This is a genomic window from Aureliella helgolandensis (genome assembly GCF_007752135.1).
Taxonomy (GTDB): domain Bacteria; phylum Planctomycetota; class Planctomycetia; order Pirellulales; family Pirellulaceae; genus Aureliella; species Aureliella helgolandensis.
This window is the reverse complement of record NZ_CP036298.1, coordinates 4878278-4897707: the sequence shown is the minus strand read 5'-3', so window position 1 is coordinate 4897707 and position 19430 is coordinate 4878278. Positions and strand designations below refer to the sequence as shown.

At 54.4% G+C, this 19430-nt stretch carries 8 protein-coding genes; 2 read left to right on the top strand and 6 right to left on the bottom strand.

Going from position 1 to position 19430, the window contains the following annotated elements; genetic code table 11:
* The first annotated feature begins 67 nt into the window (after positions 1–67).
* Positions 68–2986, top strand: coding sequence for a polysaccharide deacetylase family protein (locus Q31a_RS17150; protein ID WP_145080460.1), 2919 nt, complete (start codon positions 68–70; stop codon positions 2984–2986).
* A gap of 89 nt (positions 2987–3075) precedes the next feature.
* Here the strand turns inward: Q31a_RS17150 and Q31a_RS17145 are convergent, their stop codons facing one another.
* Together Q31a_RS17145 and Q31a_RS17140 are read right to left on the bottom strand one after the other, a co-directional pair.
* Positions 3076–5220 (bottom strand): carboxy terminal-processing peptidase, encoded by a 2145-nt coding sequence (locus Q31a_RS17145; protein ID WP_145080456.1) that lies wholly within the window; start codon positions 5218–5220, stop codon positions 3076–3078.
* 208 nt (positions 5221–5428) lie between these two features.
* Positions 5429–6463, bottom strand: coding sequence for a sirohydrochlorin chelatase (locus Q31a_RS17140; protein ID WP_145080453.1), 1035 nt, complete (start codon positions 6461–6463; stop codon positions 5429–5431).
* Between the two features lie 144 nt (positions 6464–6607).
* On the opposite strand from Q31a_RS17140, the gene ppdK reads away from it, so the two are divergent.
* Complete coding sequence (gene ppdK, locus Q31a_RS17135) at positions 6608–9256, top strand: pyruvate, phosphate dikinase (RefSeq protein ID WP_145080450.1); 2649 nt, start codon at positions 6608–6610, stop codon at positions 9254–9256.
* A gap of 99 nt (positions 9257–9355) precedes the next feature.
* Here the strand turns inward: ppdK and Q31a_RS17130 are convergent, their stop codons facing one another.
* From Q31a_RS17130 to Q31a_RS17115, 4 genes are all read right to left on the bottom strand, one after another.
* Positions 9356–10156, bottom strand: a complete 801-nt coding sequence (locus Q31a_RS17130) for a hypothetical protein (protein WP_145080447.1) — start codon at positions 10154–10156, stop codon at positions 9356–9358.
* Positions 10149–11156, bottom strand: coding sequence for a glycosyltransferase family protein (locus Q31a_RS17125; protein WP_145080444.1), 1008 nt, complete (start codon positions 11154–11156; stop codon positions 10149–10151). Before Q31a_RS17125 ends, Q31a_RS17130 begins: the two co-directional genes overlap by 8 nt.
* A 487-nt stretch (positions 11157–11643) precedes the next feature.
* On the bottom strand, positions 11644–16881 hold the full coding sequence (locus Q31a_RS17120; RefSeq protein WP_145080441.1) for a protein kinase domain-containing protein: 5238 nt from the start codon (positions 16879–16881) through the stop codon (positions 11644–11646).
* A 152-nt stretch (positions 16882–17033) separates the two neighbouring features.
* Positions 17034–19376: a HEAT repeat domain-containing protein gene (locus Q31a_RS17115; protein ID WP_145080438.1), complete on the bottom strand. Its 2343-nt coding sequence runs from the start codon at positions 19374–19376 to the stop codon at positions 17034–17036.
* Between the last annotated feature and the right edge of the window lie 54 nt (positions 19377–19430).

The following is a 19430-nucleotide window of genomic DNA, read 5'->3' as shown; positions in this document are numbered from 1 at the left end:
TGGGCGACTCGCAACCAGTGCCTCATGCCCCCCCGATGTCGGCACTCCCCCTGATTTAGGCCTATCCATGCAAGTTCGCGAATGTGTGTTGTTTCTTCCTAGTTATGAACTCGATGGTTATCCCCGGCATCTTCCCTCACCAGAGGCGGCCGCCCTGCTCTCTGGTTGGATCGGGCTATGGCATCCGCAGTTGATGGCGCTCAGTCAAACGCTCCCACGCTGGCATCAAGTGGAGAGCCCACCCTCCAATCTAGAGCACGGCATCTACGTCTTGCCCGAGTGTTCCACGGAGTATTTGCCCCACGACTTAGAGGCGAGAGTGGCTGACGCAAATTCGGTCCTGCTCCGCCCCGTAACCGCGTGGCGCGACATGCAGCAGCGCGTGCTCAAATCGGTGGGCTTGGTGGATGAGTACGCAGACGAGCATCCTCTGGCTTGGATCGTGCCTCAGTTCGCTGCACTCGGCTTTGCCTATTTGCAAGTCCAGTTGATGACGCGGCAGTTGCGTTATTCGAGCAATCTCGATTTAACCGCTTTTTCCGAGCAGGCGATGGAGGCGGCTGAGGCGGCACAGGCCGGCAATGCGGAATTGGCTGAGGAAAAACTGCAAGGCTGCTTCGACTCTCTAGGGCAGGAACGCGATCATTATTACTCGCTGGATGTGCATCTGGTCGATGTCACGCTGCTAGCGCCCACCACGCTCGGCCGCTCGCTGGCGAAGCAGTTAGACAACGGTTTTAAGACTTCCTACTTGGCCAGTGCTGAATTGTTGTCCCAGTTGCGAGATAAGAATGGAACCAACTTTCAGCAGTTCGTCGATAGCGTTGCCTCGGAGCAAGCGTGTGTGGTTGGCGGATTGGAGCGAGAGCGTCCCACTCCGTTGATGGCTCGCGAGACGATGGCCCGCGATGCGTTGGCCGGCCGCGCGGCCTATGCCGAATTGGGCGTAGAGCCTCCGCTAGTTTTCGGCCGCATGAGCTACGGACTCTTGCCCGATAGCGCTGCGTTCCTGCGCCGCCTGGGCTACAAGGGAACGCTCCTGTTGGCATTCAGCAATGGTCGATACCCGCTAGGCAATCAAACTAAGATTTCCTGGGAAGCCTCCGATGGCACATTCCTGTCCGCGTTGGCGGGACCGGTGCTCGATGCGTCCGATCCAGCCAGCTTTCATTCTATCGGTTGGACCCTGGGGGACGCCCTCGACCATCAGCATGTCCCCACAGTCCTTTTCGCTCACTGGCCGGGGCGCTACTGCGAGTTCTACGAATTGCTCCAGCTCGTCGCAGCTCGCACCCCTGCCCTCGGCAAGTGGCAAACCGCGAGCGATTACTTCATCGATACCGACCAGCCCTATCATCAAGAACGATTGAAGGCCGATGCGTTTCAATGCAACTGGCTGGCTGAAACCGAGGATGCCGGTGAGCTATTGCTGGCAACGAAGGCATACCATCTCGCGCAGGCACAGTTGCGGTCGGTGCAGAATCTGAGCAACTTGCTGTGGCAACTGCAGCATTCCTCGACGCGAAACGACAAACTTCCGGTACCGACGCCCGAGATCTCGCCAGATCCGTCCGCCCTCCCCTTGCCCCTGGCGATGCAGGCCTGGGCCCCAGATTTGGCTGCCCTTCAATCTCGAGTGGATAGCCTGTTCGACGATATTCCTCGCGCCGAACAGCGCGCCGCCGAGATTCAGCAGCAGCTCGACCAATACGCGAACCAAGTCCTGCAGGAACTGGCCGGCTTGCTGGCTGCGATCAAGCAGGCGGCCCCAACTGATAATGACGATTGTGTACGCGTCTTGCTGAATCCGCGGAGTTGCCCAGTTCGAGTGATTTCGACGCTTCCCACGCAGCGGTCCTATCCAGCCGATACTGCATGGCATTTCGCAGAAGCGTCTACCGGCGACGCCCGCCAGGCCTGCATCGACCTTCCCTCAATGGGCTTTGTCGCGAGCGACTTGGCCGCCGAGCCTTCCTCCGGACCTCGCGAGGCTGCGCTGGCAGAAAATGGTGGGTTGATTCGAAACGAGTTTCTCGAAGCTCAAGTCGATATGTCGCGCGGCCATCTGCGGACGCTGCACGTTCCTGGAATCCGTGGGAATCGGTTCAGCCTACAGCTTGCCCGGCGTACTCATGATGCCCAGGGCGAGCTCGTCTATTCCGAGATGGTGGCTTCCAAAGTCCAAGTCATTACCGCCAATCCAATCTGTGGTGTGATCCGCGCGTCCGGTGTGCTCAAAGAGGCTGGACGCAGCGTTGGGAAGTTTGAAGTCGACTACCAAACCACTCGCGGTAGTCGCATTCTCGAAGTGAAGTTTCGCTTAAGTGAGTTGCAACCATTGGGGGATGGAAACCCCTGGCGGGCCGCCTACGTTGCTCGACTGGCTTGGCCAACCGAAGCTGCCATTCTGAAGACCTACGCGTGTGGTGGCCGGCAGAGTTGGACCAGTGGCAAGGCCATTGCACCAGCCTTGATCGACATCGACGAAGCGGACTACCACACTCAGATCCTAACCGGTGGTCTGGCCTTCCATCGACGCACCGATTTGCGTTTCCTTGAAACTATCCTGGCCACCGAAGGCCAGAGTTCGGTTGAACATCGCATGGGCATTGGCGTAGATTTGCCCTACCCAATACAGTCGGCCATGGCGTTTATGGATCACCCCTATGAAGTTTCCCTGCCGAAGGGAAATAAACCGATTTCCAAGAGTGGTTGGCTGGTCAGTTGCAACGCGAAGAATGTAACGGTCGAACTCGAATGCCCGCTGGTGGATGAACAGCAGCGGTTGATCGGTATGCGTTTGTTCTTAACTGAGAACGCTGGTAAATCTACCAGTGCCGGGATCCGACTCTTCCGAGAGCTGAAGTCGGCGGCCCGCGTCGATTACATTGGAGGAAAGGTGGGCGACCTGAGCGTTTCAGGGGATCGAGTGACGATTGCCCTACGCTCCAGTGAGCAGGTGAATGTCGACGTCGTGTGGAGTTAAACGCCTTCTCGGAAAACGAAAAAGGGCAGCGTAAAACGCTGCCCTTAAATCGCTGCCATGGTCAAATCGCTGCCATGATCCTAGCCGTACTAGCTAGCTTGGGCCAAGTCTAATTTGCTCATCGCTTCGACGTAGTCTTTAGCAACGTTCAAGATCTCTTCATTGTAGTAGTCCATCTTGAAGACGTCCTTCTTAGGCACTTGGGAATCGAGTGCCTGCGTTTGCTCTTCCCGCTGTGCGTCGAGTTCATTGCGTCTCCGCAGGAAGTCTTCCCGTTTGAGCGAAACGTAATCTTCGTCCTTCTGTTGCTTGAACATTTCGATACGCTGAAACAGCTTTTCGAATCCTTTGGAATTGCTAACCCGCTGGGTACTGTTGGCTCGCAAAATACCTAACACCGCACCATCTACCATCTTGTAGTCCATGTGCTTGGCCTCGCGAACCGTATCGTTTGGCAATGCGTAATCCAGATCCGACTCGGAGTTGTCGATACTCGCTGTAATGGCTGGCAGCACGACATCCGACAAGACGCCTGCCCGCTGCGTGCTTTTGCCACCCGGGAGATAGAATTGCTGGATGGTCAACTTGAGTGCACCCATTTCACCCGGAATGCCCATGAGTTGCTCGCCCAGATCAATCAAGCTTTGTACGGTTCCCTTTCCGTGTGTGGTTGGGTCACCGACGATGATGCCTCGCCTATAATCTTGGATAGCACCTGCCAGGATTTCACTGGCGCTGGCACTCTCTTTGCTGGTCATCACGACAAGTGGTCCATCCCAGGCGACACCGGAGGCTGAGTCGTCGTAAACGTCGACCTGCCCCTGAGGGTTCTTGACCTGCACGACAGGTCCTTGGTCGACGAAGAGACCGGTGAGGTTGATGGCTTCAGTAAGGCTGCCTCCTCCATTGCGGCTGAGGTCTAAGACGACAGCATCGACTTTTTGAGCACGAAAATCACTGAGGATTAAGCTGACGTCACGCGTGGTACTGCGGAAGCTATCGGAATTATCGCGTGCTGCCTGCATGTCCATGTAGAAGCTCGGCAAATCGATATAGCCGAACTTGAATGGTTGGCCATCCGCCTTCTTCCCATATTCAACCACTTCGCTTCGCGCCGCACTGTCATCCAAGGTAATCTTGGCCCGCGTAATGTCATAGATTTGCAGCTCACCGCCAGCGGCTGGCATGACGCCGAGCCTTACGACCGTGCCAGCTGTCCCGCGAATGCGGTGAACTACGTCGTCCAGCTTCATGTCGACAACGTCTTCCAGCATTCCGTCTTCGCCTTGTGCCACTTGGACGATTTTATCTCCTGGCTTGAGTCGACCGTCCTTGTCCGCGGCACCACCAGGGACAATGCTGGTCAGCTTGGTGTAGCCATCTTCACTCATTAGTTGAGCACCAATTCCATCTAGATTGAGGCTCATCACAATCCGGAAGTTGTCGAGCGTGTCGGGCGACATGTACGAGGTGTGAGGGTCGAAACTGGTGGTAATGGCCGAGACATATATCTCCAGCAGCTCATCGGCATCGGTTTGGTGCCAACGCTTGTGGATCGTTCGATAACGGCGATGCAAACGCTCCCGAGGATCCTCATTGGGATCCGCTGCTAGAACGCGCTGCGTGTCAGTTAATTCCTTGCCCGATTCCTTGTCCTTGTCGGCTTGGATCTTTTCGCTTTCGAGCACCAGCAATTGATATTTGATTTGCCGACGCATTCGGTCTTGAGCCTCTGCATCCGAGGCAGGATATTCAATGACATCGCGGTCGATGGCCAGTTTTTCTGCAACGGTAAAATCGTGTTCGCTATCGATGGCGGCATGCGCCATTTCTACGCGTTCATCCACGCGTTTGAGAAACGTCTTAAAGGCGTCGATCGCAAAGTCCATTTTGCCTGCCAAGGCATAATCATCCAACCGCGTCAGACTCGAGTGAAACGCCTCGATATCGCTCTGCAAGAAGTAGAGCTTGAGTGGGTCGAGTGCTCGAAGGAATTGGTCGAACGCACGCTTCGATATTTCGTCATCCATGCGGTGCTTCGACAAATGCTGGCGATCCATGTATCGCGCGACGGTTTGAATGATCGTGTGATCCAGCGGACGCGCGGTCGTCATGTCCTGCACTGCGAGGTTTTCGCGTGGTGCTTGTTGAGCCACGACAATATTTCCCGCTACCCAGAGGCCAGCAAAACTTGCTAGCAGCCCTAACCCGGTCAGTTTTATATTCGTTCGCATAAGCCAACTTTCGCATGCATTCTTAAAAGTCAAACAATTAGGTCCCACTCGGGACTCAAAACTTGCCGGTGATGTTACCTTCACTGGAAAATCAGTTTTCCGACAAAATCGTACGGAATCCTACACCTCGCAGCAACATGAATGTTGCTGGGAGAGGACGATTGTTGCACGTTCCTGGTCGGTTTTTGAGGAAATTGTTGGAGTTAAATCAGCCGCCAGCGCAGTTTGCCTGACGCGCCACGCTCTCCAGTGCTGCGGCTAAAGCGTTATCTGTGCCAAGCGTTGCTGTAAGCAACCATTTTTGCTGGGGATTGCGGGCTTGGCGAAGGGCGACCTGTTGACGCAAGCGTCCCATCAGTTCCCCCTCAAATAGAAGGTGTGGCTGGACTACTGCGATGGGTGCTTGCTCCGCCTCCAAGGCGTCGAGCCCCTGTTCCACGTTTGGGGACTGAGCATGGATGAAGGCCGTTTGCCGCCAGGCGACGCGGGTTAGCTGGACACGCTGTTCCGTGAACTGGTGCATCATGGCCGTAGCGGGGGGGGAACTGCTGCCCCGGCCGACCATCAGCAAGCCCACTCGACCGCAATGAATCTGCCCGCAGGCTGCTACGCAAGCCTCATCGACCTCCCCTGCCGGACGCTGCGGGCACATCAGGTCGACATGGGAGGCTGCACAGTCCCCGGAAGGGGTGTGGAAGCCACATAGCACCGAAAGGGGGGGCGGGCCCTGCTGAGTAAAATTGCAATTGGTTCTACTGGGGGGGGCTTGGTTTTCCGTGGAGTTGCTAGGTGAACGCTGGCGGTTTCCACACGGCCGATGGGGCAGGCATACCGCTTGGCGAAACCTCTTGGCCGAGAGTTCGAGAATCGGGCGGGCGCATTCCAAGGCAGGGGTCTGCCGTAGGATCTCCATCCCGCAATTGCTAGCAGAATGCTCAACCGCCTGGGGAATGTCCTGCTGAGCATGCCCAGCGGTGAACAGGAGCAAGGGAATGGTTACAAGTTGTCGGGCCCCCCGCTGGGCCAGCTTTTGGATCGCGGTCGGAATGTCCGGCTGGGCCAGTTCCAAAAAGCCATACTCGGCCATTAAATCGGGGGCCAGTTGCGCAAATTGTTCGTAGACCCTCTTCATTTGCGCAGCACCGTCCGGATTCCGCGTGCCATGTCCAACGAGAAGATAGCCGGTTTGAGCGTTAGAATCGGTACACTTGTAGGGCAAATCTAAGCCTTCTGAGGTAAGCATGCGGGGGGCTCCCGATTGACGATTTTTGCGAGCGCCAGTACACTCGCTCGCTCAATTTTATTGCGCAATGTCAAGCCCATAAGGGCTCATCCAACTGCCAATTTATTGGTTCTATCACGAAACTTTCGGAGGCTCACAAGGCACATGTCCAGCTCGAAAAAAATGATCTACTACTTCGGCAAAACGCGGACCGAGGGAACTGGCGTAAGCAAATCAATCCTGGGCGGCAAGGGTGCCAATCTAGCTGAAATGACCTCAATTGGCTTGCCTGTACCTCCTGGATTCACCATCACCACAGAAGTTTGTGGCGATTATTATGCCAATGGCGGGAAAATGCCCGCGGCACTCATGGCCGACGTTAAAACGAATGTTGAGACGCTCGAGAAGGAATTGAGCAAGAAGTTTGGTGATGACAAGAATCCCCTGCTCCTCTCGGTGCGTTCGGGTGCTGCCGTCTCGATGCCTGGCATGATGAATACGATTCTCAATCTAGGGTTGAACGACGTTTCAACCGCTGGGTTGGCGAAGGCGACCAGCAACGAACGTTTTGCTTACGATGCTTACCGCCGCCTGATCAATATGTTCGGTGACGTGGTGATGGGCGTAGACCATGAGCACTTCGAAGAAGCCTTCGATGCAATTAAGAAGAAGTACAAGACCGAAGAGGATACCCAGGTTCCAGCCGAAGGGCTGAAGGAACTGTGCGATGCCTACAAGGCGCTTTACAAGAAGGAAACTGGCGAGGACTTCCCCCAAGATCCTATCAAGCAGCTCGAGAAGGCCGTCGAAGCGGTATTCAAGAGTTGGATGACCAACAAGGCGGTTAAGTATCGCGAAATTGAGGGCATTCGTGGCTTGCTGGGAACCGCCGTCAATTGCCAATCCATGGTTTATGGCAACATGGGAGATGATTCCGGTACTGGTGTTGCCTTTACCCGCAATCCCAACACTGGCGAAAACAAATTCTTCGGCGAATTCCTGATCAATGCTCAGGGTGAAGACGTTGTAGCCGGTATCCGCACGCCTCAGCCAACCGAAGAGATGAGCAAGTGGAATGATCCTGTCTATCAAGAATTGATGGCGATCAAGACGAAGCTCGAAACCCACTACAGCGAGATGCAGGACATCGAGTTCACCATCGAAAAGGGAACTCTGTACATGCTGCAAACCCGTACTGGTAAGCGAACCGGTATGGCTGCGGTCAAGATCGCTTGCGACATGGTGGAAGAAAAGCTGATCACGGAAAAGGAAGCCGTGTTGCGCGTGCCAGCTGGCGATTTAACACAATTGCTGCTGCCTAGTTTCGATACCGCAGCTTGGGCTAAGGCTGAAAAGATTGCCAAGGGCCTGCCAGCTTCTCCTGGTGCAGCTGTGGGTAAACTCGCCTTCACCGCAGAAGACGCCAAAGCTCGTGCATTGAAGGGCGAGAAAGTAATTCTGATCCGCAAGGAAACTAGCCCGGAAGATGTCGACGGCATGCACGCCGCCGCTGGTATTCTGACGAGTACTGGGGGCATGACGAGTCATGCTGCCGTGGTTGCTCGCGGTTGGGGACGATGCTGTATCGCTGGTGCTGCAGGTGTCAAAATCGACGCCAAGAACAAGACCGCTGTCATCAGCGGTAAGACCTATGGCGAGGGCGACGAGCTCAGCATCAATGGTACCAGCGGTGAAGTCGCTGAAGGCTCCATCGCAACCCAGCCAGCTCTACTGTCCGGCGATTTCGCCAAGTTGATGGTGTGGGCCGATAAGTTCCGCACGCTCAAGGTTCGCACAAATGCGGATTCGCCAGAAGATAGCGCTCGGGCTCGCGAGTTTGGTGCTGAAGGTATCGGGCTCTGCCGTACTGAACACATGTTCTTCGGTGGTGACCGTACCCTAGCGATTCGGCAAATGATCGTAGCCAACGACGAAGCTACTCGCCGCACAGCGCTGGCGAAGTTGCTGCCCTTCCAACGCGAGGATTTCATTGGGATCTTCACCGCGATGAACGGCCTGCCCGTTACCGTGCGTTTGCTCGATCCTCCGCTGCACGAGTTTGTGCCTCATGATGAAAAGGGACAAGCCGAGCTCGCCAAGGAATTGGGAGTCAGTGCCGCTGACATCAAGGCTCGGGTCGATAGTCTGCATGAATTCAATCCGATGCTTGGCCACCGTGGTTGTCGCCTGAGCATTACCTATCCCGAAATCCTGGAAATGCAGGTTACGGCGATCGTTGAGGCGGCCATCGAATGCACGCTCAAGAAAATCGATGCCATTCCAGAGATTATGATCCCGTTGGTTGGTACCGAAGCCGAATTGAAACTGCTTCGCCGCAAGACCGAAGAGACCATCGAAGCGGTGAAGAAGGCTAAGAACTTCACTGGCAAGCTGGACATCTTGATCGGCACCATGATCGAAGTGCCTCGCGCTGCATTGACTGCCGATGAAATCGCTGGGCAAGCTGACTTCTTCAGCTTCGGAACCAATGACCTGACTCAAATGACCTTTGGTTTCAGTCGTGACGATATCAACTCCTTCCTGCCCGACTATCTGTCGCAAGACATCTTGCTAGTCGATCCATTCCAGTCGCTCGATACGAGTGGCGTAGGGCAGTTGGTGGAAATTGCGTGCAAGAAGGGCCGTTCGATTAAAGACAAGCTCAAGTTGGGCATCTGTGGAGAACATGGCGGAGATCCAGCATCGGTGCAATTCTGCCATACGGTAGGCCTCGACTACGTGAGCTGTTCACCGTTCCGAGTGCCCATCGCTCGGCTTGCTGCCGCTCAAGCAGCTTTGCGTAACGCGAAGTAGTTCTTGAAGTGATGAGATATCTACCACGCTGCTAGCAGCCTCAAACGCCGCACTTTTTTGTGCGGCGTTTTTTTATGGCGTGGAAGAGGTTTGCTAGATTTAAAGACTGTCGTGCCGATTTTTCTGCGTCTGCTCATACATGGCCTGTTTGCTCCGCATGCAATGCACTATCGCCGGACGTACCCGCGTCTGGTGTCCAGCTAAGTAATCGGTGAACATCCACTCTCGATCGCTGGGAAGACGATCCGCGAAGACTCCTGTCCAATCCGATGCCCAAGCATCGACATTTTCTTCAAGCGTGTGAGTGTAGGGGTTGCCCATCAGCATATGACCTACATAGGCCAGTGGTGCCTCTTCCGTAAACGAATACCCTGCGGTGTGGGCAGCGTGCCAAAACTCCAGCCCGAGTTCTACGGCACGTCTTGCTACGTCGCGATGAACGATCCAAAATCCTGCGTTAGTATTGAAAATCGACCGACTCTGCACGCCCTGCAAACGCATCAATCGAGCATATTCCTGCAGCGGGCATCCCCACCAATCGGGGCGAGTGTTCGTTGGGTGTGTGCAATCGCTCTCTAGCAAAACATGCACGGGAGCTTCGCGGACCAATCGCAATATGTCGCCCGGATGCCGCACGAAATAGTTGTCAGCATCCAGGAAGATGAAATAGTCGTACGGCAGTTCCACGGCTTTCAGCAGGAAGTCAAACTTGAAGAGATAGTTCTTGTGCTCATATTTTCCGCACGGATGACACGTGGCACCTGGAATCGGTTTATCGGTCCACACGTGGAAATCCTGCGTGACTCCGGTCGCTCTGGCTGAGGCAATGCAGGCGGACATTAAATGGGAATAAAACCCGTCAGCCACGGACCAATAGCAAAATCTTGGTTGTTCAGACATCCAATGCCTCCAGCCAAATCTCTAAATGAGTGACCGCATCATTGAGTTGCTCAGCCCGCTCGCGGCAGGCATGCGACATCTGTTGGCGAGCCATGGGGTTGTCAGCTAGTTCCATTGCGTACGTTTGGAATTCCCGAAAGTCCGAGCACTGGAAACCCGTCACGCCGTGTTCGATCAAATGGTCAAAATTATGTCCATGGGGGACCAGGGGGATCGCTCCCGTGAGCATTGCTTCCAAGGTGCTGCGTCCCCAGGATTCTACAAAATGGTGCCCCAGGGTGTAGATGAATAGGTCAAGACTCTGCAGGAAATCGCCTGCAGCGAGTGCGTTGGGTTCAAGCAGTGTCCAACGCTCGTCGAAATGGTGCCAACGATACTTTTCCTGCAATGCAGGGGACCAGGCCATAACGCGAAATTGCGCCCCAGGTATTTGTAACGCCTCATAGAACACGGGGAAGTCTTCCGGGTATTTGTCCAGATCGGCGCGAGATAGGCGGCCAATGGTGATCGATCCGTCGACCTTGCGTGGGACGAAAGGGAATGCCTGAGGTGAAATGTAGTTGCCTACCATGCGGGTTGGGACATTGCAAAACGATTCGTAGTTCAGGCACGTTCGTTGAACTTCCGAGACGTACAATAGGCGATCAATGGCTCCGGCTTGAATCAGTTCGACTTCATGCCGATGGTGCCACATCATTTCCGATGACCATACGACTCTCAAGCCACGTCTGCGGGCGATCGAATAGATCCCGCCGGTAAAAAAGTGAGCGTTGCAGAGCGCCAGGGCTGTGCCCTCGAGTTGTTGTGGCAAGGACTCGAGGGATCTATAGGCAATTCCCCATTGATCGAACTTGTCAGTCCAGCATTTTTCTTGCAGAGACAGGGACGAATTCGGTATGACCGTAATCGAGAGATGAGGAGCAAGCAATTGCAGTAAATGCGCAGCCTTGGTATCTGCGCCGCCATACTCCGACGGCCAACCAAAAAAAAAGAGATTCATCCAGTCCGACTTCTATCGAGACGATGGGCGGCTTTAAATCTGTCCTGCAAGGTCTTACACCGCGTCCTGCACGGAAAGAATCTCCGAGACAGGACTATCGGATACGCGGACTCAACCGTAAGACTCGCTTTACAGACATTCCCCAGGATAGGTTTGCCCTACATTGGGATTGGGGATGGTGGGGGGACTGGGTTCCCAACCCGATCGACAACTGTTGTCTTCCAATTCCCAGCCTTCTAAGGTGTAGCGATATGTGCAGTATCCTCCAGGTATCGAGCTCGAACTGCTTGAGCTACTGGAACTGGAACTGGAACTGCTAGAGCTACTGGAACTGCTTGATTCAGGCATAATTGAGGAACCTTAATTCAGGGACGAAACGGGGGAAGTGCTCGAAGTGCTCGACTAGCTGCATGCTACTTTTTTGGGGGAGAACATCCAGAGTGAGCCATCCGTACGAGCTCGTGATACTACGCAACACATTCGTAACTCATTGCGAATCAATACTCGCTTGCTCCTCAAGTTGATTGATGGACTTGATCGCGATGCAAGAGATCTTAGCATCCGCATTGTTGCGACTCAAGAATTCAATATCAAGTTGCCCATCCAAGACCTCCGTCTGAAATTCGAATTCATCCGCTGTTGCCCACAGATCGTCCGGCGTTGCCGGATTGTAACCCTTGGCTACCGGTTCACCCTCCACCAGCACATCAAAAGAGCGATCGGCATCATATATTTCTGCAAACCCTAACGTTACGCGATAGTTGCCATTGGGTAGAGGAATTCCATAGCCCAACGGCTTGTCGCGCGTGCGATGATCAAAGTAACGCTCGGTCTGGTACAGCACGTCGTCGAGCGTGTTGTCGATCGGGGCAGCAAAGAGGAGTGGTTCACCTTCACTCTCGAAAAATCGAAGCCCCGCTGTGTAGAAGGAATCGGCATGCCACACGCGACCGTCCCCTGCTCGGTAATCCTCGCCTCCGCAATTGAGCAAATACTCATGATGGATCATCAGGGACTCCAACATGGCTTGGACCTGCGCCGCATTGGTGTGCCCTGTTTCTAGGGCTGGCCACTTCGACATCTGCTGCATAATCTCTCGGGGAGTTCGCTCCAGCTCGGAGAAGCACAATTGGCACCACCGCTGCCAGAGTGGCATGGGGGCCTGTGGATGCTCCTCTAAGGTTCGACGAATCACGCTCTCTGCAGCTTGCGGTCCATGCAATTTGAGTTCGCAATCGGACAGCAGCAGAATTGGCTCAAGGGGGATGGTTGGGGCCGCTTCAAGCAGTTGATTGAGGGAGGAAATTGCTTCTCCAAGGCGTTCTTCATGCAATAATTCCAAGATGTAAACGTACTCCGCATAGTGAGGAGCCTGCTTCTTGGCCCATCGACGCGCAGCTTCTAGCTCGCGATTTGCCTGGTCCTGATCATTTTCCGCTTGGGTCGCTTCATACAGTGCTTGCACCGCACGGTAACTCGTCACCATAGGGCTCGATTGTAAACGCAGCTCGACTAACTTTGCTTGGAGATCCCAGGCTTCAGGATGAGCTGCCGCTCTCTCCAAAAACTCTAACGCAAGTAAGGGCTCTCCCAGCTGTGTGAATAGGTCAGAGGCTCTTGCAAGTGTGCGAGGATCGACATCGGGCGAACCTTGGGTGAGCGCCTTTACCGCGTTCTGCATTGCGCTACGTTCGCGGTCGCTCGCGTCTCCCAACCATTCTGAAATCTCCGTGAAGAGATCCCATGTGAGACGACGGCGTTCTGGAGTGACTGGCGTGAGTAATTGAAGGCGGCGCGTTAGCTCGGATGTTAAATCCAATTCCGCTTGCGCCGAATCGAGTGACGCAATTACAGGCAGGCCGTAGGTTGCTTGCTCTTCAGCAGTCAACCTGCGGGGAATGAACTTCAATACGCGGTCGACAATGTCTAACGGCCAAACACGAAGACTTCCTTCGCTAGAAGAGGTCAGCAGCATTGAGCTGGCTTGATGGATTGCATTGGAAGGGTGGATGGTATTGCCTGCGGGGAGCATCGTCAGCAACTGGCCCGTCTGAGTGCTCCATACACCAACGCGATCGGTCAGCCTACCCGAACCCGCTTCATGACTCTTAAATTGAACAATGCAGGACCGGCCATCCGGCGCCAAGGTCACCACGGGGTATTTCGTATGAGGAAAGGGAACGGATGTGATGGGTGCTTGGAGCCCCGTATCCCAAATCTTGAGTTCGCGTTGATCGGAATAGGTCACAACTCGCTGAAGGTTGTTGGCCCAATTGAGGACGCGGTCCGCTGGCTTTCCAATCCGGGCAGTGAGCTCCCCTGTGGCGACCGAATAGATTTCTGCGGCACAATTTGGGTGAGCGATGTAGTGGATCAGGATATTGTTGCCATCTTGACTAAACTCAGCCGAGCTGACGAGCGTCATTTTGGGATCGCTGGCGGGGGTGGAAAAGAGCAGCTTTCGGTCTGGGTGACGAAACACCGCGACGTGCGTGGAAAACTGTGGATTGACGACCGACTTCTCAACTCCATGGGCCCAGATCAACTCGCCCCGCGACGAGAAACCTCCAAAGGTGCAGCCGTGGGAATTCTCAAAAAAACTCTCGCTGTTGTCTTCCAGATTGACAACCCCGATTGGCTGCGGCCCTTCACTTTCGATAGGCTGAGCGTACAGGCATCCGTTAGGCGCCAACACACCTTGGCGGTCTATTCGCACGCGCAGAAGAGCCTCGCTGTCCTCTCGAAGCTCCCAGATATTACAGCCCGTTTTGTCGCACAGACTCACTTCACTCTGGCCGCCGTCGCCGGAGATCGTACCTACGATTCGATGCGCTGGCATGCCATTGTCGAATTCGTACTCTAGTGTTCCTAGGTCCTCATTCCAAACCTGACACAGGCCATCCGAGTTGGAGGAAACAAAGAGGTTGCCTGTCTCTAGGAACGAGCCAAAGTAGTATTTTCCGCCGAAATCAAGGGTTGCGATGAATTTAAGCCCAGGATACGTCAGCAATGAACCTTGCTGCATATCCGAGCTAGGGATAAAAATGCGACTGCCCTTCGAGTTCAAAGAGACTTGCCTTAGCGGTACCGAAGTTCCTATGTCAGGTATCAGTCGATCCTTGGACGTCTGCCACACCCGCACCTCATTGTTACAAATCGAGAGGATTTGCTCTCCAGAGGAATCGTAGCGGATGTGTCTGATGGGAAGCGTGTGCCCGATGAGGCGATCTTGCAACTCGATTCCAAGCCTCTGATTGGTTCTGACCACTTGCCAAGCAGTGAGCCGATTGGCTCCGGTCAAGGTTAACAACTGCTGGCCATTGGGGGAGAATAAGATTTCTTGTAGCGGTTCTTTCAATACGTCCGTCTCGGCCACCGCTTCCCATGACTCTACATCCACCAAGCAACAGCCGCCACTCTCCAGGCCAACGCCAATGAGTTTTCCACCGGGGTGAAAGGCTGCGCAAGTCACCGAAATTTCACGGGGCCTAAAACTACGCGAACTACCCGAGTGCACGTTCCAACAGTAGACGCTAGATTTCGTTTCGATGCGGGAGCCAAGCGGGGGCGAGGGACAGGCCATTAGCAGTTGTTCGTCGGGCGAAAACGAGAGGGAATACACCGGTTGGTTCGGTCCGTCAAACCTCGCGATTTTCTTCCGTTCTCGCAAATCCCATAGATGAATGCTCCCATCGTCGCAGGCAATCGCCAAGCGATCGCCAGACTGATTGATAGCGCTGGTCAAGCAAGTGGTGCCCAGGGGCGTTTCGTCTTTGCTCAGTTGAATAACTTGGTTGCTGGCAAGTTCAATGAAATACAATGTTGCATTCTCAGCTACGGCGATGGCGTGCCTGTCTTCAAGACAAAAATGAGCACCAATCAGGTTGGGTCTTCGTCCGCGGATTCCATCTCCATCTTCCTCTTCCGTAATGCCCAACCAAAATGTCTGCTGGCGAACTCCGCTGCCAACGTCGTAGGTAGCCAATGTGCCATTGTCTCCGGAGGTCAACGCTACACGATTGTCTGCTGACAGAGCAACTGACGTAAAGCGTTCTTCGCGATGATTGACAAACATCGCTGTCTGTTGACCATCGGTCACTCTCCATACTCCGCCGGTACCATCTCGTTGGACCATTGCCAAAAGCGTCGCGTCGGCACTCCAGGCTAAATCGGATACCTGTTCGGCCGTCGAGGTAATATTACGATTGGGAACCAAGTCTGAGGCAGCAGCGTAAAGTGTTTCATATGCGGCGGGGGTAGGATTGCGATGTATCGCTTCCAAGGCCAGGAGAGTCGCGAGCGTTGAATCCCCGGATGTATTCAGATTTTGTGAATGTCGAGTGAGTGACAAGCTTTCGGACGCTAATCTCGTTTCTCGCTCGCGCACATCGGCAGCTTGCTTTTCGATGATGCTTTGACGTAGTAGTGTGTTCTTGTATTCAATGGCAGACTGATTACTGTATTGGATCAACGTGACAACACTCAGAGCGGCGACGATAGTGGATAGAGTTAAAAAGGCCGCGATTGCAATTCCTTGGTTTCTCGCAATCAGCTTCTTTAATTGGGTGATGTGTCCCGACCGGTACGCTAAGACAACTCGCTGCGAAAGAAACGCCCGGAGATCCTCTGCCAATTCGACTGCACTCTGGTAGCGCTGCGTCTGTTGGCGATGCATCGCCTTTTCAATGATTGCAACCAACTCTGCTGGGACTTTCTTGTTGATCTCTCGAACCCCTTGAGGAGGACGTTCGACAACTTGCCGCAGCAAGTCTGAGTTCGAGGTCGGCGGTTGGGTTGCGTAGGGATGCTGCCCCGTTACTGTTTCGTAAAGGATTGCGCCTAGAGAGTAAATGTCCGAACGAGCATTCAGCTCTTCGAGTTTGCCGGCAGCCTGTTCCGGGGACATGTAGGCGGGCGTTCCAATCGCAGAACCATATTTTGTTTGCGAATCCTGGGTCGTCTCTGTGTCTGAACTTTCAAAATGCGATACATTTTCTTCGCCACCAAGCTGTTTGGCGATGCCCCAGTCCATTAAATAGGCTTCGCCAAACTGCCCGACCATAATATTGGAAGGTTTCAAATCTCGATGAATGATTCCTTTGGAGTGTGCGAAAGCCAACGTCTCAGCAACGCGAATCAATACATCAATAATCCGCGGTACCGTCCACTGCGAACTACCATTGCGGATATTGTGGAGTACTTTCTTGAGCGTCAAACCATGGACATACTTCATGGTGAAGAATTTGCGTCCGTCGTGATCTTCCGACAGCTCATGAATTGGAACAACACCCGGATGATCCAACTGACTGGTAATCTGCGCTTCGTGGACGAATCGCTTCAGCAATCCGGTGCCCGCCTCCTCACTTCGCGAGCCGTTGGACAATTCATCCCCACGGATGACTTTGAGTGCGATGACCCGCCGCAGGTTTACATCCCAAACCTTGAGCACGACTCCCATACCGCCACGATCAATTTCCTCCATCACCAAATATTGTTGACTAGAATCACCCTCTGGCACGATTGCATCAATCAGTTGCAATGGCCGTTCGTTTTTTCTCGCCCCATGCTCGACACAAGAAGCCTGACCATCCGGGGTCGTGGGGCTAGGATCGGGACCCATTTGCGGGATTCGGGTCTGCTCACCATTCTTTTCTGTTGCGTCTACGGAATGGTCGAAATCGGTAGGGCCGCGATCGGGCTCGTGGGAATCAGATCGCGTCGTCATAAGATACCGTTTGGGTTAGCATGGATTGCGGCTAGGTTAGGCCAGGGGAGATCTACTTCTTTCGCTGGATGACGGAAAGGGATTCGAGGGAGGTTGTTTCCTGCAAGCAAGTCTAGGGACCCTGGCGTTAGATTCGCCGTTGGGGACAGCGACTACTCAGGCGTTTCTCGGCCATGAATCGCATCGATAGCATCTTGCAAATAGTCCCTCCGAAAACCTCCGCGCCGATCACCCTTTTTCAGCGTTTCCTGCATCTCTTCTAATTTCGGTATTGCCGCACGGGCCGGCGGACCAATCTTGCCCAGCAGCGTTACCGCATAATAGCCTACCCGCCTATCTTCGGAATCTAAATTCTCGATGAAGAGTGGAATGGATGTAAGTGGTGCCGTATTGATCTCTCGCAGCGCTCTGCTGGCGAAATCAGAATCCTCCTCGTTACTGAGCATCGTAAACAATTTGGGTACCGCCACCTCAGCTAACGTGCCTTTCTCTCCCAAGCCGACTGCTGCCGCCTGTCGGACCTCCCATTCGGGGTCTTCCAGTGCTTTGACTAGGAGTTCACACTGTTGTTGCGGGTGATCATTGATTTGCCCCAAGGTCTGAATTGCAGTGACTCGTACCGTCTGCTCCTCGTGAAAGATCAACTCCGCTACAGCGGATGCTAACTGGCTACCCTCTTTCCCACTCAGCTTGATTGCCTCTAAGGTTGAGATCAAAAGTTCAGGAGATGCGGTCAAATTGTCGCCTAGAGCAACCAGCAGAGCCGGATCAACCAGATGGAGCAACTGGATTGTAGTGGTGGCTGCCAAACGTACTTCGGTGGCGGGGTCGTTCAACGCCTCCACCAATGCCGCTACCGTCCCCTCATGGACTTGCTGCTGGGGTTGGTAGGCGAGCGTGCCTACCGCAGCCGCTCTGACACTAGCGAGGTCGTCTTCTAGCAGAGCGATGATTTCGGTGGTGCTCTTTGTAAGCTCTTGAGGTAGCTCTCGTACTGCTAGGAGCACGCTTGTGCGCACCTTAGGTGAGCCGTCATGCAAGCCACGCACAATCAACGCTTGCCGTTCTTCGCTGGATAGGTCGCAAGCGTGAATCACTCCCATGGCGGCCGCCCGCACGTCCTCAGCATCATCAGTAGTGGCATTCACCAGCGTATCTTGAGCCGCGCTAAGGTCGAAGGGTTGTGCCAGGAGTAGAGCTACTGCCACGCTGCGGACAGAGGCGGACGGGTCCTCGATGGCACGAGTCAGGGGGGGAACGGATTCGATCTGCGCGGGCTGCATTTCACCGAGAGCGCGCACGGAGGCAATTCGAACTAGCTCATTTTCATTGGTGGCATGCTCTAGCAGCGTAGGAATGGCCGGAGCCCCGATGAAAGCCAATGCGGAAGAAAAAAGCATTTCCAAGTTGGGGTGGTCTTCAATTGCATCGAGTAGGGGGGCAACGGCTACGCCTCCAAATCTAGCCAAAGACTTAGACAGGTGGGACGCATCGACGGCAGGCTGCTGGGCGTATTTTACCAATGCCGGCAAAGCGGCGGTCGAACGGTTTCCAATTTCGCAGATGGCGTCGACCAACCCGTCGGCGTATTCTCCGTCAATTGTTGCAAGGTGATCGATAAGCCGTTTCGCAAAAACTTCGGTTAACAAGTTGGATTTGCGCATCGCAACAACTGCCGCTGCCCTTACTGAAGCATTGGAGTCGAGCAGCAAACGCTCGACAGGCTCATACTTCTGTTCGGCTGGGAGAGAGGATTTAGCTAGGGCAATGGCTGCCCACTCCCTCAAAACAGGATCCGCGTCACTGACCGTTTGGAGCAAAGCAGCGTGAGCTGCGGCGGAGGCTGATGGCAAAGCGGATAATGCTTCTGCACCCACGCGTCGTACTCCGCTGACTGGATGCCCGCACATCTGTACAAATAAAGCTTCGTTACTAGGCGTTATCGCCGCCAGAGCCTCTGCGGTGAAGCGTGCCAACTCTGCGTCTTCTGTCTTATCGAGCTCCTCGGTGAACACTGCTGCAAGCGTTTGGGAATCAGGGCCAATCCTGGATGCCGCTTGGGCAATGGCTAGCTTTGCGTCGTTGGATGCCTCGGTCCATGCCTCCGCAAGTGCAGGGACCGCTGCGGCACCGATGCATCCTAAGGCTGTCCCGGCGCGATAGCGGATCTGGTCATCTCGATCAGACAAGCATTGAATCAATTGCGGAGTCACAGCATGGGCTGGAGCTCCAATCCTGGCCAGAGTCATGAGGGCTTGGAAGCGAACTTGAGTATCCGATGCAAGCGTGGCTACCCCAAGCGCTTGGATGACTTCGGGAGTGCTGTTTTGCCGCCTAGCCAACTCGTAGGCAGCGTCGCGTTGCACCTCAAGCTCATCGGAGGCAAGTTGCGCAACCAGCTCCGAAATGCTCGCATCTTCCGTTTGGCCAGCTTCGATGATAGATGGCAAGCTGATCAGAAATAGAACAAGTACGGCAGGCCAGGTTGCGGACAAGGCAAATACTCCTCACGAGATGCAGATGGTGGAACTTGAACCGGCCGGTCACGC

Excerpts from the sequence above, each read along its gene's own strand:
- Q31a_RS17150 (WP_145080460.1), top strand. The coding sequence starts at position 68 with ATGCAAGTTCGCGAATGTGTGTTGTTTCTTCCTAGTTATGAACTCGAT.
- Q31a_RS17145 (WP_145080456.1), bottom strand. The coding sequence starts at position 5,220 with ATGCGAACGAATATAAAACTGACCGGGTTAGGGCTGCTAGCAAGTTTT.
- Q31a_RS17140 (WP_145080453.1), bottom strand. The coding sequence starts at position 6,463 with ATGCTTACCTCAGAAGGCTTAGATTTGCCCTACAAGTGTACCGATTCT.
- ppdK (WP_145080450.1), top strand. The coding sequence starts at position 6,608 with ATGTCCAGCTCGAAAAAAATGATCTACTACTTCGGCAAAACGCGGACC.
- Q31a_RS17130 (WP_145080447.1), bottom strand. The coding sequence starts at position 10,156 with ATGTCTGAACAACCAAGATTTTGCTATTGGTCCGTGGCTGACGGGTTT.
- Q31a_RS17125 (WP_145080444.1), bottom strand. The coding sequence starts at position 11,156 with ATGAATCTCTTTTTTTTTGGTTGGCCGTCGGAGTATGGCGGCGCAGAT.
- Q31a_RS17120 (WP_145080441.1), bottom strand. The coding sequence starts at position 16,881 with ATGACGACGCGATCTGATTCCCACGAGCCCGATCGCGGCCCTACCGAT.